Annotated in this window: 12 protein-coding genes; 5 read left to right on the plus strand and 7 right to left on the minus strand. The window is 65.8% G+C overall.

Annotated elements, in window-relative coordinates; genetic code table 11:
• Positions 1-17 precede the first annotated feature (17 nt).
• Complete coding sequence (locus BRA471DRAFT_RS20000; protein WP_007610517.1) at positions 18-752, minus strand: TerC family protein; 735 nt, start codon at positions 750-752, stop codon at positions 18-20.
• Positions 749-1,516: a phosphatidylcholine synthase gene (gene pcsA, locus BRA471DRAFT_RS20005; RefSeq protein ID WP_007610518.1), complete on the minus strand. Its 768-nt coding sequence runs from the start codon at positions 1,514-1,516 to the stop codon at positions 749-751. The genes BRA471DRAFT_RS20000 and pcsA overlap by 4 nt, the downstream gene beginning before the upstream one ends.
• 87 nt (positions 1,517-1,603) lie before the next feature.
• Here pcsA and BRA471DRAFT_RS20010 point away from each other — a divergent pair, with 87 nt between their 5' ends.
• Entirely contained in the window at positions 1,604-2,788 is a 1,185-nt protein-coding gene (locus BRA471DRAFT_RS20010) for a UbiH/UbiF family hydroxylase (RefSeq protein WP_007610520.1), read from the plus strand.
• 7 nt (positions 2,789-2,795) lie between these two features.
• Here BRA471DRAFT_RS20010 and BRA471DRAFT_RS20015 read toward each other — a convergent pair whose 3' ends face one another.
• Positions 2,796-3,749 carry an AEC family transporter gene (locus BRA471DRAFT_RS20015; RefSeq protein WP_007610526.1) on the minus strand — a complete coding sequence of 318 codons (954 nt, stop codon included), beginning with the start codon at positions 3,747-3,749 and terminating at the stop codon, positions 2,796-2,798.
• A gap of 106 nt (positions 3,750-3,855) precedes the next feature.
• On the opposite strand from BRA471DRAFT_RS20015, the gene hspQ reads away from it, so the two are divergent.
• Positions 3,856-4,188, plus strand: a complete 333-nt coding sequence (hspQ, locus tag BRA471DRAFT_RS20020) for a heat shock protein HspQ (protein WP_007590865.1) — start codon at positions 3,856-3,858, stop codon at positions 4,186-4,188.
• Between the two features lie 79 nt (positions 4,189-4,267).
• On the opposite strand, the gene BRA471DRAFT_RS20025 is transcribed toward hspQ, so the two are convergent.
• On the minus strand, positions 4,268-5,068 hold the full coding sequence (locus tag BRA471DRAFT_RS20025; RefSeq protein WP_007610528.1) for an invasion associated locus B family protein: 801 nt from the start codon (positions 5,066-5,068) through the stop codon (positions 4,268-4,270).
• A 259-nt stretch (positions 5,069-5,327) separates the two neighbouring features.
• Here BRA471DRAFT_RS20025 and BRA471DRAFT_RS20030 point away from each other — a divergent pair, with 259 nt between their 5' ends.
• From BRA471DRAFT_RS20030 to BRA471DRAFT_RS20040, 3 genes are all read left to right on the plus strand, one after another.
• The gene (locus BRA471DRAFT_RS20030) at positions 5,328-7,196 is read left to right on the plus strand and encodes an extracellular solute-binding protein (protein WP_007610530.1); all 1,869 of its coding nucleotides are present in this window, start codon (positions 5,328-5,330) and stop codon (positions 7,194-7,196) included.
• A 4-nt stretch (positions 7,197-7,200) separates the two neighbouring features.
• Positions 7,201-8,703, plus strand: a complete 1,503-nt coding sequence (locus BRA471DRAFT_RS20035; RefSeq protein ID WP_007610533.1) for a class I adenylate-forming enzyme family protein — start codon at positions 7,201-7,203, stop codon at positions 8,701-8,703.
• Between the two features lie 85 nt (positions 8,704-8,788).
• Entirely contained in the window at positions 8,789-10,015 is a 1,227-nt protein-coding gene (locus tag BRA471DRAFT_RS20040) for a hypothetical protein (protein WP_007610534.1), read from the plus strand.
• Positions 10,016-10,211: 196 nt separating this feature from the next.
• On the opposite strand, the gene BRA471DRAFT_RS20045 is transcribed toward BRA471DRAFT_RS20040, so the two are convergent.
• The 3 genes from BRA471DRAFT_RS20045 to BRA471DRAFT_RS20055 all read right to left on the minus strand — a co-directional run bounded on the left by BRA471DRAFT_RS20045 (position 10,212) and on the right by BRA471DRAFT_RS20055 (position 14,469).
• Positions 10,212-10,421 (minus strand): cold-shock protein, encoded by a 210-nt coding sequence (locus BRA471DRAFT_RS20045; RefSeq protein WP_007610535.1) that lies wholly within the window; start codon positions 10,419-10,421, stop codon positions 10,212-10,214.
• 242 nt (positions 10,422-10,663) lie between these two features.
• Positions 10,664-14,182, minus strand: coding sequence for a transcription-repair coupling factor (mfd, locus tag BRA471DRAFT_RS20050; protein WP_007610536.1), 3,519 nt, complete (start codon positions 14,180-14,182; stop codon positions 10,664-10,666).
• Entirely contained in the window at positions 14,179-14,469 is a 291-nt protein-coding gene (locus tag BRA471DRAFT_RS20055; RefSeq protein WP_007610537.1) for a succinate dehydrogenase assembly factor 2, read from the minus strand. Before BRA471DRAFT_RS20055 ends, mfd begins: the two co-directional genes overlap by 4 nt.
• Positions 14,470-14,573: the final 104 nt, after the last annotated feature.

The raw sequence follows: 14,573 nt of genomic DNA on the forward strand, positions 1-14,573 counted from the left end.
GACGCCGGCTGGAACGCCTAGACCGACCGCTTGCGGGTGTTCCTGCGGTTGCGTTTCGCCAGCACGTTGAAGAACTCGACCGCCGCCGAGAACGCAATCGCGAAATAGATGTAGCCGCGCGGGATGTGGAATTGGAATCCGTCCGCAACCAGCGCGACGCCGATCAGCACCAGGAAGGCCAGCGCCAGCATTTTCGTTGTCGGGTGCTCCGCGACGAATCGCGACACCGGCCCGGCCGAAATGTACATGATCAGGCAGGCGATCACGACGGCCGCGATCATGATCTCGATGTCCTGCGCCATGCCGATCGCCGTGATGATCGAGTCCAGCGAGAATACGATGTCGATGATCACGATCTGGACGATGACCCAGAAGAAAGCGTTACGAGGGGACTTCGCGTCGCCCGCGCCCTCGTCGGCTTCGACCTCGCCATGGATCTCGTGCGTCGCCTTCGCGATCAGGAACAGGCCGCCGCCGATCAGGATGAGGTCGCGCCAGGAGAAGCCGTAACCCGAAAACGAAAACACCGGCGCGGTCAGGCCGATCAGCCAGACCAGGACGCTGAGCAGGATGATGCGGAAGATCAACGCCAGCGCGAGCCCGATCTGGCGGGCGCGGTGCGCCTGCTTCTCGGGAATGCGCGAGACGATCACCGACAGGAAGATGACGTTGTCGATGCCGAGCACGATCTCGAGCGCGGTCAAAGTGAGGAGCGCGGCCCAGGCTTCGGGGCTGGTCAACAGGTGCATCATGCGAAGGATCTTGTCAGCCGTATCAATGCGTCGCTGAAGCTGATCCAGAGCGCGATCGCGCAGAGCGCGACAGTCACGCCGGTGCCGACGCGAAAGTCCATCTGCAGCGTGTAGAAGGAGAGCAGAGCCCAGATGGCAATCAGCGTCATCGTCAGCCAGCGCAGCCGCACGACGCGCACCGGATGCAGCACGTGGAACGGCACGAAGGTCAGCACCACCAGGGCCGCTACCAGCAGTGTCGACAGCAGCGGCGGCCAGTGCAGCAGGAACAGGTAGAACGCCGCCGCATTCCACAGCGCCGGAAAACCGCGAAAATGATTATCGTCCGCCTTCATGCGCAGATCGGCGAAATATAATGCGCTGGTGACGATGATGGCGACGCCGAGCAAGGGAGCCGCGACCGGCAGCAGCAAGCCGCTGGCCACGATCGCATAGGCCGGCACAAAGACGTAGGTGACGAAATCGACCACGAGATCGAGCACGTCGCCCGACCAGTTCGGCTGCACGTCCTTGACGTTGAGCCGGCGCGCGATCGGCCCGTCGATCGCGTCGATGATGAGGGCGACGCCCAGCCACTGAAACATCGCCGCCCAGTGCTCGCGCACGGCCTCAAGCATCGCCAGCAGCGCGATCGCCGCACCGAACGCGGTGAAGATATGCACCGAGAAGGCAGCGGCGCGGATCGCGGGCCTGGGCTTCAGGGAATCCTCTTGGCTGTCCATGGCTTCTGCTATCAGAATGACACCGGTTTGCACATAAGCCATTGCGGCGTCCGGTCGCACAATTCGTCATAAAATCAGGGAAATATCAGCGGGCTTGAATTTGCTGCGGGGCGTGTCCAATGTCGTTCCATGACAGATGCATCGACACTCTTTGACGCGGCCGTGATCGGCGGCGGACCGGCGGGACTTAGCGCGGCCATCGCATTGGCGCAGGCGGGCGCACGGACCGCGCTGGTGGCGCGTCGCGTGCCCTATGCCGACAATCGCACTACGGCGCTACTCGGTGCCTCCGTCGATCTGCTGGAGAGCCTCGACGTCTGGCCGCGCTGCAAGGACAAGGCGGCCGCGCTCGAAATCATGCGGCTCGTCGACGACACCGGCCGGCTGTTTCGCAGCCCGGAGGTCCGGTTCTCCTGCCACGAAATCGGCCTCGATGCCTTCGGCTACAACATCGACAACCGCTCGCTGATGCTGGCGCTGGAAGCGCGCGCGGCCGAACTGCCCCAGGTCGTCCGTTTCGATGACGAGGCCGAAACTGTGATCATCGAAGCCGATGACGTCGCCATCCGCACCGCCGCTGCGCAATTCCTCTCGGCCCGCCTCGTGGTCGGCGCCGACGGCCGGCATTCGCTGTGCCGCGAAGCCTCCGGCATCGCGGTGACGCGGCGCGAGCTGACCCAGACGGCGCTGACCTTCAATGTCGGCCACGCGCGGCCCCATCGCAACGTCTCGACCGAGTTCCACACGCCGCATGGCCCTTGCGTGTTCGTGCCCCTGCCCGGCGATCGCTCCAGCGTCGTCTGGGTCTCGGCGCCTGCGGACGCCGAGCGGCTTCGCGGCCTGAGCGATGAGGAATTGTCCGCCGCGATCGAGAAGCAGTCGCATTCGATCCTCGGACGGATGACGGTCGAGCCGGGCCGCCATCTGTTCCCGCTGGCGATCGAGCGTCCAAAATCCTTTGGCCGCGACCGCATCGCGCTGGTCGGCGAAGCCGCCCATGTGGTTCCCCCCATCGGCGCCCAGGGTCTCAATCTCGGCCTGCGCGATGCCGCCGACATTGCGAGGCTTGCAGGCGAGGCCATCGCGTCAGGCCAGGATCCTGGCGCAGCAGACGTGCTCAAGCGTTACGACCGGGCCCGGCGTCCGGACATCCTGAGCCGGACCTTTGCGATCGACATCGCCAACCGCTCGCTGCTCAACGATTTCCTCCCGCTGCAGCCGGTCCGCGCGGTCGGCATGCACCTGCTCGGCGCGATCGGCCCGCTCCGGCGTTTTGCAATGCGCGAGGGGCTCACGCCGACTTGGCGGAAGTAACCGCCGCTCAAGGAAACGCCAACCGGCCAGTCTGGATCGCCCACATCACGCTGGTCAGCGTAACCACGGACGCAAAGGTCCCGAGCAACACCGCGACGGAGGCAGACTCGATCCAGGCGTCGTTCTGCCGGGCGATGACGAACACGTTCAGCGCCGGCGGCAGCGAGGCCATCAGCACGGCGGTCGCGGCCCAGGGCTGCGCGAACGGGCCGAACGCCAGCATCAGGCCGAACGCTGCGAGCGGATGGACCAGGAGCTTGATCGCGATCACGCCCGGCACCTCCCACGGGACCCGATCGAACGGACGGAGCGCCACGGTCACGCCGAGCACGAACAGCGCGGTCGGGGCGGCTGCGTTCTGGAGGAACGTGATGGTGCGATCGAGCGCGACCGGCATCTCGACATGCAGCGATGCGAAGGCCGCGCCGAAACAGGCCGACATGATCAGCGGGTTGAGCACGATCTGCTTCAGCACGACGCCGAAGGCATGCACGATCGAGGGATGATCGCGGTCGGAAAGCTCGATCAGCAGCGGCACGATCGTGAACAGGAAGATGCTGTCGCAGCAGAAGATCAGCGCAGTCGGCGCCGAGGCCTTCGGCCCGAGCACGGCAAGCGCCAGCCCCGGTCCCATGTAGCCGATATTGCCGTAGCCGCCGGAGAGCCCGGCGAGCGTCGCCTCGCGCAGCGTCAGCCCGCCGAGAACCTTGCCGACGACCAGCGCGAGTGTGAACGCCGCAACGGTCGACAGCGTGGTCGCGACCAGGAATGGCGGGTTGTTCAATTCCGAGAACGGCGTCTTCGACATGATCGCAAACAGCAGCGCCGGCAGCGACACATAGAGCAGGAAGAAGTTCATCCAGGCGAGGCCCGATTCCGGCAGCGATTTGACCTTGCCACAGGCGAATCCAACGAAGATCAAGCCGAAATAAGGTAGAGCCAGATTGAGGATATCGACCATTGATGAAGCGTTTTCTGAAGATTGGGGGGTTATCTGCCCCGCAACCGCGGGTTAATTCCAGATCAGGGCACTAGCATCGGCCACAATCCTGGTCTATCGACGGGGAATGATTAAAGCGCGGACCGCCAAATTCCAGATCGGACAGGTCGTGCGCCACCGGATCTTCTCGTTCCGGGGCGTGATCTTCGACATCGATCCGGAATTCAACAACACCGAGGAGTGGTGGCTGTCGATCCCCGAGGAGGTGCGGCCCCACAAGGACCAGCCGTTCTATCACCTGCTCGCGGAGAACTCGGAATCGGAATACGTCGCCTATGTCTCCGAGCAGAATCTCGTGCCGGACGATTCCGGCGAGCCCGTCCGGCATTCCCAGGTCGCCGAGATCTTCGTCAAGGACAAGACCGGCGGCTATCGCCCGCGCAATCCGTCGCTGAACTGAGTTTTCGCAGCCATCAACTGGCCAGCAAAAAAGGCGCTCGAAACCGAGCGCCTTTTTCATGTCCGGGATCGGGCCCCGATTACTTCTGGCCGGCGGGCGGCGTGCCCTGCTGCTCGAGCTTCTTGCGCTGCTCGTCAGCCTTCTTCTGAAGCTCTTCCTGAAGCTTCTTCTGGGTTTCCTCGAACACCTTCGGATCCGTCGGCGGACCGTCATAGGCCTTCTGGAATTCGCCGGCGAGCGGCAGCGGCAGGGTCAGCGGTGCGCCGTTGGCATTGATCGCCTGAACAACGAGGTTCTGGCCCTTCTTCATGTTGTTGATGAACTCGGGCGTGGCCTCGTAGTCGGACATGCAACCGTTCTGGAAGCAGATCACATACGGGCTCTGCAACGGCGGATTGTTGTCCACGATGATGCGGGTACCGTGCACCAGCTGCATGCCGAGCGGCAGCGTCACGCGCAGGATCTTCTTCGGCTCGCCTTCCGGCTCGATGATGACGGCCGCAATGACCGGCTGGCCCGACTCGATACGGCCGTCCTTGCCGGTGAAGCAGACCTGCTTGGCATTGGCGTCCTGGCCCTTGAGGCAGAACTTGGTCCAGGGGGCATAGATCAGCTGGATCTGCTGATCCGCCGGCTGGGCCGCGCCCTGCTGCGCCGGAGCGCCTTGGGCGGGAGCCGGCTGGGCGGGTGCCTGAGCGGCCGGGGCCGGCGCCTTTGGGGCGGCCTTCGGAGCGGCCTTCGGAGCCGCCTTGGGCGCGGGCGCACCCGGAGCGGGAGCCTGGGCCTCGGCGGCAAACGGGACGGCCAACGCCGTCGCCGTCAACAGGGCGAGAAGTCGCCCGCGCGGCCGGACGGACGCGGCCAAGTAACGGAAATTCATTGCGGAAAACCCTTTCTGAACGGGAAGCGCCCGAACCGCTTCGACGCACCGAGCCTGGCCACGTTGGGCGCGGCTCTCTCCCCGTCAAATGAGGCGGATAAGTGACGGCTCGGCGCTCGTGCGCGATTGCCCGCCTTCTTAACGTGGCCGACGAAAAGATCAATGCCGACAAGCGTCTTTGGCCGCGCGCCGGCGTACGCCCCGGGGAAAATCCCTGTGATAGGATTCAGGCCTGCGGTCCTCGAATCAACGTGTGCAGATGTTCATGTTCCAGCGCCTTCTCGAGGGCCGTCCTGAAGGTCTTTGCGTCCGCCTTCGTATCCTGGCTTTCGCCTTGGGGCTCCCGTTCGCCTTTGGGCTCCCGGTCAGCGGCGCAGGGGCCGAGGAAGCCCACGCCATCGCCATGCACGGCAAGCCGGCGATGCCTGCCGATTTCACCCACATGCCTTACGTCAATTCTGACGCCCCCAAGGGCGGCCGGTTGACCTGGGGCGTTCTCGGCACCTTCGACAGCCTCAATCCCTTCATCGTCAAGGGACTGGCCGTGCAGCAGATGCGGAACTACGTGGTCGAGAGCCTGCTCGCGCGCGGCAATGACGAGCCGTTCACGCTCTACGGCCTGCTCGCCAGATCGGTCGAGACCGATGACGCGCGCAGCTTTGTCACGTTTCACGTCGATCCCCGCGCCCGCTTCTCCGACGGCAAGCCGGTCCGCGCCGAGGACGTGCTGTTCTCCTGGCAGTTGCTGCGCGACCACGGCCGCCCCAACCACCGGCAATATTACAGCAAGGTCGCAAGCGCCGAGGCGCCGGATCCCCTCACCGTCCGCTTCGACCTTGCGGGAGCCAATGACCGCGAACTGCCGCTGATCCTCGGCCTGATGCCGATCCTGCCGAAACACGCCGTCGACGTCGCGGCTTTCGAGGAGACGACGCTGACGGCCCCGGTCGGCTCCGGCCCCTACCGCGTCACCGCGGTGAGGCCCGGTGCCAGCGTGACGCTCACCCGCAATCCCGACTATTGGGGCCGTGACCTGCCCATCAATCGCGGGCTCTACAATTTCGACGAGATCAGGCTCGACTATTTTCGCGAGGCCAACGGCCAGTTCGAAGCTTTCAAGCGCGGCCTCTATGATTTCCGCATCGAGCACGAGCCGCTGCGCTGGCACGACGGCTACGACTTTCCCGCGGCGAAGAATGGCGACGTGATCCGCGACACCTTCAAGCCGGGCATGCCGCAACCTTCCGAATTTCTGGTGTTCAACACGAGGCGTCCCATCTTCGCCGACATCCGCGTGCGCCAGGCGCTGACGCTGCTGTTCGATTTCGAGTTGGTCAACCGCAACTACTTCTTCAACCTCTACTCGCGCGTCGCCGGCTATTTTGCCGGCTCGGACCTGTCAGCGTATGGCAAGCCTGCGGATGCTCGCGAGCGCGAGTTGCTCAAGCCGTTCGCCGCGCAGATCCCGCCTGACATCCTGGACGGCAGCTACCGCCTGCCGGTAACCGACGGCTCTGGGCGCGACCGGACCACGCTGCGCGCGGCGCTGAAGCTGTTATCGGAGGCCGGCTACGATCTCGACGGAACCGTGCTGCGCAACCGCGCGACCAAGGCGCCCTTCACCTTCGAGATCCTGGTCACGACCCGCGACCAGGAACGCGTCGCGCTTGCCTTCCAGCGCGACCTCAGGCGCGCCGGCATCGAGCCGAGCGTACGATCGGTCGACCCTGTGCAGTTCGACCAGCGCCGGCTCGCCTACGAATTCGACATGATCCAGAACCGCTGGGACCAGTCGCTGTCGCCCGGCAACGAGCAATATTTCTACTGGGGGAGCGCTGCCGCCGACAATCCGGGCACCCGCAACTACATGGGGGCCAGGGATCCCGCGGTCGATGCGATGATTGCCGCACTGCTGGAAGCCCGTGAACATACGGATTTCGTATCCGCGGTACGGGCGCTCGATCGCGCTTTGATCTCCGGTTTCTATACAATCCCCCTGTTTAACGTATCCGAGCAATGGATCGCGCGCTGGAATCGGATAGAACGGCCAGAGGTCACCTCGCTGTCCGGCTATTTGCCGGAGACCTGGTGGTCGAAGGGGCAGCCGGAAGCTCATCAAGCAAAGTGACGCCGTGAACCAGCCAGCCGTATCGCCGACGCTCGACACGCTGTTTCAGCGCACGCTGATGCGGCAGCCGCACGCGACCGCTCTGCTCGACCCCCTGAACAAGTTCCGCGTGACCGGGCACCAGCCGCGGCGGATGAGCTATGCCGAGGCTGACACGGCCATCGAGGCGCTGTCCGCCTATTTCGTCGAATCGGGCCTGCCGGCCAATTCCGTCATCGCCATCCAGCTGCCGAATACGGTCGAGTTCGTGCTCACCGTTCTCGCCGCCCATCGCGCCGGCCTCGTCGTCGCCGTGCTGCCGCTGCTCTGGCGCCATGCCGAACTGACCGCCGCTCTCAACCGCACCGCGGCGCGCGCCATCGTCACCATGAGCACGGTCGACGGCGTCAGCTATGCCGATCTCGCCATGCACGCGGCCGCGGAGGCCTTCTCGATCCGCCATGTCTGCGGCTTCGGCACCAACCTGCCCGAAGGCATGGCCTCGCTCGACGACGTGCAGGCCCGTCCGCCCGGCACCGCGCGCGCCGTGATTCAGGATGGTCGCAAGGCGGCGATGATCTCCTTCGACGTCACCGCGGAAGGCTTTCGTCCGGTGCCGCGGCCGCATTTCAGCCTGATCGCCGGGGGGCTCGCGATGTCGCTGGAAGCCGACATCAGGCAGGGCGCGACCGTGATGGCGGCGTTCACGCCGATGTCGTTCGCAGGGCTCGCCTCCTCGCTCGCGGTGTGGCTGCTGTGCGGCGGCACGCTGGCGCTGCATCATCCGTTCGAGAACGACGTGCTGGAGCAGCAGGTCAACGCGCACGAATGCGACGTGCTGATCGCACCGGCACAGTTCGCCCAGCGGCTCGGCGATTCCGAACTGGCGGCGCGGATGCCGACCTTGCGCAACGTCATCGGCCTGTGGCGTGCCCCCGAGCAGGTGGCGGCGAGCGAGGCATGGATCGCGCCTCACGCGCCGTTCACTGACGTCTATCTGTTCGGCGAGGCCGGATTGTTCGGCGCCCGGCGTGGCGAGGACGGCATGCCGGTGCCGGTGATGCCGGGACCGCACGGCGCGCCGCGCGAGCAGTCGGGTTCGTCGATCGCCGGCGAGATTCTGCTGACACCGAAGGGCACGCTCGGCCTGCGCGGCCCGATGGTGCCGATCGCGGCCTACGCCCCTCCGCCGCCGGTCGGCGACAGCCTGATCGCGCAGCCGCCACGCGACTATGTCGACACCGGCTATGCCGCACGGCTCGACCGCCCCAGCGGCGCGATCTGCATTACCGCGCCGCCCTCCGGGATCATGGCCGTCGGCGGCTACCGCTTCCTCTCCAACGACCTCCAGGAATGGGCGCGCCGGCTCGGCCAGGGCGCCCTGCTGACCGCGCTGCCCGACCGGCTCTCCGGTCACCGGCTCGCGGGCCGGGCCCAGGACAATGCCCGCGCCCGCGAAGCGCTCAGCGAACTCGGGCTTAACCCCCTGATGGTCGAGGCTTTTCGCGACCGGTCCGGGCCGGGTTGAGGGTCATTTCGACGGTTCCATTGACGCTGCATTAAGGCGGCGGGACTAGATTGCGCGGCACCTGTCGCGTGATCAGAGCTCCTCGATGTCCCAGGCCGGCCCGATCCTGTTTGTGTCCAATGCCGAGCGGCCGGCCTTCATTGCGGCGCTGGACGAGGCGCGATTCTTCCCCGTGATCGACACCAGCTGGGCCGGCGCGGTGCGCGCGGTCGAAGAGGTACAGCCGGCCGCGGTTCTCGCCGCGATGCACACCGGGCACGAGCCGCATCTGGCGCCGCTCGCCAAGAAGATCGCGGAGCAATCGCCTTACCTTCCCTTCGTGGCGCTGGATGCGGCGGGCGCGCTCCCTCACAACGCCCTGCCCTTCTCTTCCTCGCGCGCCGGCCATTCCGAACGCCTGATCGCGCGGCTTCGCGCCGCACTACGGATTCGCACGCTCCATGCCACGGTGCTGCGCCGGCTGCCCGAGGTGAAAGTCGCGCTGCCGGAGGCCGATCCCGTTCGCGATGCCACGGTGCTTCTGATCGGTCGCGGCGCGGCTTACCCCGCGCTTTCCGTTGCGCTCGGCGAGCGCGTCGGCGTCATCGGGGCGCTCTCGATCGAGGCGGCGGCCAAGCATCTCAACACCCGCGATCTCGACGGCGTCGTGCTCGCCGAAGGTTTTACCCCCCGCGTGACCGATGCCTTCCTCACGGTGCTCGCCGAGGACACCCGCTTCCGCAGCCTGCCCGTGATCGTCACTGCGCATCAGTTGACGCAGACCTACGACCTGCCCAATCTCGAGCTGATCCCGGGCGAGCCGGCGAAGGTCGCCGCCAACGCGCTGCCCCTGATCCGCCAGCACGCCATGGAAGCCCAGCTGAGCCGCACGCTGCGCTCGATTGATGCCGGCGGCTGGCTCGATCCGCGCAGCGGCCTGCTCACGGCGGAAGCTTTTGCGCGCGATTTTGCCAAGACGGTCGAGCAGACGCTGGCCCGCGGCGGCGGCCTCTCGGTCGCGCGCTTCGCCTTCGACCCCGGCAATTCCCGCGCCCAGCTCGATGCCGCCCGCATTCTCAGCCGCCTGATGCGGCAGATGGATTTTGGCGTGGCGCAGAAGGACGGCTCGGTCATCGTCGTGTTCGCCGAGACCGACTTCCGCACCGCCCACATGATCGCCCGCCGTCTCTCCGCGGTGATGCGGCACACGTCGAACGGCAAGCACGAGATGCGCAGCGATCCCGTCGTCTCGGTGGATTCGCTGTCGCCATCGGATACGGCAAGGTCGCTGCTGGGACGGCTGTCGGCCGACGCGTCGCGCGCGGCGTCGTAGTCATCCGCCAGCGCCCGCTGCCGTCGGAGCTCGACTGCTCATATATGGAATCGTTGCGTGACCGTTCGCATTCTCATTCGCGGCGGGCGACAGCCGGCGCAAAAAACCCGCGGCCGATAAACGGTCGCGGGTCCAAAGATCCGAAGCTCTGCCAGTACATCCGTGGTCAAAGCAACGTCATTGAGATTGCGGCAGCCTATGCGGCGCGCAGATCTTCAGCAGCAGACTTGCCGGTCCGGCGATCTGCAACGATTTCGAAGGAAACCTTCTGCCCTTCGTTGAGGGTATTCATGCCGGCGCGTTCAACGGCGCTGATATGAACGAAGACATCCTGGCTGCCCTCGTCCGGCTGAATGAATCCGAAGCCCTTTTGGCTGTTAAACCACTTCACAGTTCCCGTCGTCATGGGGATCGTCCTTTAAGATAGATAAACGTTTAGCCGCGCTCAGAAGCGCGGCGTGTGTCGTCGAGATCTGGAGGGAGGGTCGTCAGTCAGGCGCGCTTTTCAGCGGCGAGGCCAAGTCGTTCGGCCGAAACTCGATAGACTGAACGTAGCAACTGTTCGATCATTCCGCAAGTGATCATATGTCGCTGTTCGGGGATCCGGATGCGGCGCGTCGTTTCGCGCCGCGCCGCCTCCGGAAACTTCTACGCCGCCTTCTTGCTCTGCGCGAGCTGCGCCAGCTGGCGCATGATCTCGGTGGTGCCGGCGAGACGCTCTTCCGGCGTCTCCCAGTCCTGCAGGAACACCACCTTCATGTCGGGCCGCACCTTCGCGGCCTGGCCGTGGCTGCGGATGAAGCTCACCAGGCGATCGGGGTGAGCAAAGGAATTGTCGCGGAAGGCGATGACGGCGCCCTTCGGGCCGGCGTCGATCTTGCCGACATTGGCCTGCCGGCAGAACGCCTTGATCGCGGCGACCTTGAACAGATAGCGCACCTCGTCCGGCAGCACGCCGAAACGATCGCGCATCTCGGCGCCGAAGTTCTCGATCTCCTCCTCGCTGTCGAGGTCGGCGAGCCGCCGGTAGAGCGACAGCCGCACCGAGAGATCGCCGACATAGTCCTCCGGTATGAGCACGGGCATGCCGATCGTGATGGTCGGCGACCAGCGATCGGCGGCGGGCTCCGACACGCCAGCCTTGAGGTTGACGATCGCCTCCTCCAGCATCGACTGGTAGAGCTCGAAGCCGACCTCCTTGATATGGCCGGACTGCTGCTCGCCCAGGATGTTGCCGGCGCCGCGGATATCGAGGTCGTGCGAGGCGAGCTGGAAGCCTGCGCCCAGCGTCTCCAGCGATTGCAGCACCGTGAGCCGGCGCTCGGCCTGCGCCGTGATCTTCTGCTGCGCCGGCAGCGTGAACAGCGCATAGGCCCGCAGCTTGGAACGGCCGACGCGGCCACGGAGCTGATAGAGTTGGGCGAGGCCGAACATGTCGGCGCGATGCACGATCAGCGTGTTGGCGTTGGGGATGTCGAGGCCGGATTCCACGATCGTGGTCGACAGCAGGATGTCGAACTTGCCGTCGTAGAACGCGGTCATGATGTCCTCGATCACGGCGGGCGGCATCTGCCCGTGCGCGACCGCGACCTTCATCTCCGGCACGTTCTTGTCGAGGAAGTCCTTGACCTCGGCGAGGTCGTCGATACGCGGCACCACGTAGAACGCCTGGCCGCCGCGATAGCGCTCGCGCAGCAGCGCCTCGCGGATCATCAGCGGATCGTGCGGGGCGACGAAGGTGCGGACCGCGAGGCGGTCGACCGGGGGCGATGCGATGATCGAGAGCTCGCGCACGCCGGTGAGCGCCAATTGAAGCGTGCGCGGGATCGGCGTCGCCGACAGCGTCAGCACGTGCACCTCGGCGCGGAGCTGCTTCAGCCGCTCCTTGTGGGTGACGCCGAAATGCTGCTCCTCGTCGACGATCAGCAGCCCGAGATCGCGGAACTTGATCGACTTGCTGAGCAGCGCGTGGGTGCCGACGACGATATCGACCGCGCCGTCGGTGAGGCCCTTCTTGACCAGATTGAGCTGCTTGGCCGGGACCAGCCGCGAGGCCTGCGCCACCTGCACCGGGAAACCCTTGAAACGCTCGGTGAACGTCTTGTAGTGCTGACGGGCGAGCAGCGTGGTCGGAACCACGACCGCGACCTGCTTGCCTTCGAGCGCCACCGCGAAGGCGGCGCGCAAGGCCACCTCGGTCTTGCCGAAGCCGACGTCGCCGCAGATCAGCCGGTCCATGGGACGGCCGAGCTCGAGGTCCTTCAGCGTGGACTCGATCGCGCCAAGCTGATCCTCGGTCTCGTCATAGGGGAAGCGCGCGCAGAACTCGTCATAGAGGCCCGGCTGCACCGGCAGCTTTGGCGCCTCGTGCAGGTGGCGCTCGGCGGCGATCTTGATCAGCTCGCCCGCGATCTCGCGGATGCGGTTCTTGAGCTTGGCCTTGCGCGTCTGCCAGCCCGAGCCGCCGAGACGATCGAGTTCGACCGAGGTCTGGTCGGAGCCATAGCGCGACAGCAGCTCGATGTTCTCGACCGGCAGGAACAGCTTGGTCTCGGCGGCATAATGCAGCTCGAGGCAGTCATGTGGCGCGCCGGCGACGTCGAGCGTCTGCAAGCCGATGAAGCGGCCGATGCCGTGATCGACGTGAACCACGATGTCGCCGGCGGCGAGGCTCGTCACCTCCGAGATGAAATTGTCGAGCTTGCGGCTCGCCTTGCGCGGCCGGACCAGGCGATCGCCAAGGATATCCTGCTCGCTGATGAGCGCGATCTCGTCGGTCTCGAAACCGCTTTCAAGGCCGAGCACGGCGAGCATGGTCTCGTTGCGCGGGGTCGCCTGCACCGTGCGCCAGCTGTTGACGCTGGTCACAGGCGTGAGCTTGTGATCGCGCAGCATCGAAATCATGCGGTCGCGCGAGCCCTCCGTCCAGAGCGCGATGACCACCTTCTTGCGGCTTGTCAGCAGCCCATGCACATGTGCGACGACGGCTTCGAAGACATTGACCTTATTGTCGTTGCGCTCCGGGGCGAAGTCTCGTCCCTTGCGTGCGCCGGCATCGACCACGCTGGTACCATCGGCAGGCACCGAAAACTGCGTCAGCCGCACCAACGGCATCCCGCTCTCGCGCTTGCCCCACTCCTCCTCGGTCAGATAGAGCCTGTCAGGCGGCAGCGGCTTGTAGATGGCACCGCCGCCCGGATGCTCCATGGCATCGCGGCGGGCCTGGTAATAGTCGAGGATCTGCTTGAAGCGCTCGCGGATGGCGTCCTCGGCCTGCGGCTCGATCGCGACGGCTGCCCCTTGCAGATAGTCGAACAGCGTATCCATGCGGTCCTGGAACAGCGGCAGCCAATGCTCCATGCCGGGATGACGGCGCCCCTCGCTGACGGCCTCGTAGAGCGCATCGTCGCGCTCGGGCGCGCCGAACTCGGCGACATAGCCCATGCGAAAGCGACGGATGGTGTCGGTGACGAGCTGGAATTCGGAGATCGGCACGAGATCGAGCGCGCGCATGTCGAGCAGCGTGCGCTGGGTCTCGGCATCGAAGGTGCGGATCGATTCCAGGCTGTCGCCGAAGAAATCGAAACGGACGGGCTGGTCGAGGCCGGCCGGAAACAGGTCCAGAATGCCGCCGCGCACGGCATATTCGCCGGGCTCGCGCACGGTCGAGGAGCGGTTGTAGCCGTTGTGCTCGAGCCAGGCGATGATGGTGTCCATCGGCACGACGTTGCCCGGCGCGACCGACAGCGCCTGCGCCGCGACGAGCTCGCGCGCCGGCACGCGCTGGACGACGGCGTTCACCGTGGTCAGCACGATCAGCGGCTTGTCGCTGCCGGTCAGTGACGCAAGGCGCGCCAGCGTCGTCAGGCGCTGCGCGAGGACGCCGCCATGGGGCGAGACGCGGTCATAGGGTTGGCAGTCCCAGGCCGGGAAGGTCAGCACGGGCAAATCGGGCGCGAAGAATTGCAGGGCCCGTTCGAGCTGCTGCATCCGCGGCCCGTCGCGGCAGACCACCGCGAGGCTGACAGCCGGCTTCTTCGGCCGCGCCGCGATGGCGCGCGCGAGATCGGAGACGACGAGGCCCTCGGCACCCTCGGCGACATTGGCAAGCGTCAGCGCGCGGCCGGGCGTGAGCAGCTCGGCCGGCGATTTCATCCCCTGCTTCATACGTCGCGGTCCGCGATCGGAAACGCCTTGATGCGCGCAAAAAGCGGGCCGATGATTTCGGCGGCAAGCACCTTGTCGCCGGTGATGGCGGCATAGAGGTCGGGATCGGCCTCTTCGAGCAGGGCCTCGAGCTGCGTCAGCTCGTCTTCGGACAGATTGCCGATCTCGGCATCCGCGAAGCGACCGAGGATCAGGTCCATCTCGCGCGTGCCGCGGTGCCAGCAGCGGAACAGAAGCCGCTTGCGGCGGTCGTCCAGCCCGTTGCTCGATCGTGTCGTTCCCGTCATGTCTCAATTCCAGTCAAACGCCAAAAGCCCGGACGTGCCGGGCCGGGGTGATATAGCCACTCGGGCGGGCCATGTCAGCCCTCGATTTATCATGGCCCGCTGCC

The organism is Bradyrhizobium sp. WSM471, assembly GCF_000244915.1.
Lineage (GTDB): Bacteria > Pseudomonadota > Alphaproteobacteria > Rhizobiales > Xanthobacteraceae > Bradyrhizobium.

Excerpts from the sequence above, each read along its gene's own strand:
- BRA471DRAFT_RS20030 (WP_007610530.1), top strand. The coding sequence starts at position 5,328 with ATGTTCATGTTCCAGCGCCTTCTCGAGGGCCGTCCTGAAGGTCTTTGC.
- mfd (WP_007610536.1), bottom strand. The coding sequence starts at position 14,182 with ATGAAGCAGGGGATGAAATCGCCGGCCGAGCTGCTCACGCCCGGCCGC.
- BRA471DRAFT_RS20040 (WP_007610534.1), top strand. The coding sequence starts at position 8,789 with ATGTCCCAGGCCGGCCCGATCCTGTTTGTGTCCAATGCCGAGCGGCCG.
- BRA471DRAFT_RS20055 (WP_007610537.1), bottom strand. The coding sequence starts at position 14,469 with ATGACGGGAACGACACGATCGAGCAACGGGCTGGACGACCGCCGCAAG.
- BRA471DRAFT_RS20010 (WP_007610520.1), top strand. The coding sequence starts at position 1,604 with ATGACAGATGCATCGACACTCTTTGACGCGGCCGTGATCGGCGGCGGA.
- BRA471DRAFT_RS20025 (WP_007610528.1), bottom strand. The coding sequence starts at position 5,068 with ATGAATTTCCGTTACTTGGCCGCGTCCGTCCGGCCGCGCGGGCGACTT.
- BRA471DRAFT_RS20045 (WP_007610535.1), bottom strand. The coding sequence starts at position 10,421 with ATGACGACGGGAACTGTGAAGTGGTTTAACAGCCAAAAGGGCTTCGGA.
- BRA471DRAFT_RS20015 (WP_007610526.1), bottom strand. The coding sequence starts at position 3,749 with ATGGTCGATATCCTCAATCTGGCTCTACCTTATTTCGGCTTGATCTTC.
- BRA471DRAFT_RS20000 (WP_007610517.1), bottom strand. The coding sequence starts at position 752 with ATGATGCACCTGTTGACCAGCCCCGAAGCCTGGGCCGCGCTCCTCACT.
- pcsA (WP_007610518.1), bottom strand. The coding sequence starts at position 1,516 with ATGGCTTATGTGCAAACCGGTGTCATTCTGATAGCAGAAGCCATGGAC.
- hspQ (WP_007590865.1), top strand. The coding sequence starts at position 3,856 with ATGATTAAAGCGCGGACCGCCAAATTCCAGATCGGACAGGTCGTGCGC.